1 protein-coding gene is annotated in these 443 nt (G+C 74.0%); it reads right to left on the bottom strand.

Annotated elements, in window-relative coordinates:
• Window positions 1-217 precede the first annotated feature (217 nt).
• The gene (locus tag ACOV8S_RS02045) at window positions 218-412 is read right to left on the bottom strand and encodes a DUF3046 domain-containing protein (protein WP_448315712.1); all 195 of its coding nucleotides are present in this window, start codon (window positions 410-412) and stop codon (window positions 218-220) included.
• Window positions 413-443 lie beyond the last annotated feature (31 nt).

Here is a 443-nt window from a genome sequence, read left to right as displayed (position 1 = left end):
CCACCGACGCGCCGGTCGGCGCGTCGGTGGCGGGGGGCGGTGGCACCTCGGGCCGCTGAGGCGGCACTCCGGCGTCCGTGGCGGGCCGCTGAGACGGCACTCCGGCGTCCGCGGCGGCCGCCGTCACGTCCGCCTCCCTGCTGCTCCGCGTCCCCTCAGGCCCAGTCACGCCCCAAGTCTCGCCCACCCCGCAGGGGTGGGAACACTTCTCGGCGATTCAGCGCTTTTCCGGCGGGACGCCCATCGTGGCGCACACCGCCCGCCACACGTCCTTGGCCTCCCAGCCGGCGTCCAGGGCCTGCTGGACGGTACGCCCGCCCAGCTCCGCCATCACGTGGTCGCGCGCGAAGGAGTCGGCGTACCCCGGACCGAAGTGATCCGCCATCCGCTGCCAGAAAACCGTCAACCGCATGCCTCCAGTATCCGCCCCCAGGGGTCACGTC

The organism is Streptomyces sp. CO7 (assembly GCF_053474865.1).
The sequence above is the reverse complement of the archived record's forward strand: the minus strand, read 5'-3'. Positions and strand labels throughout refer to the sequence as shown.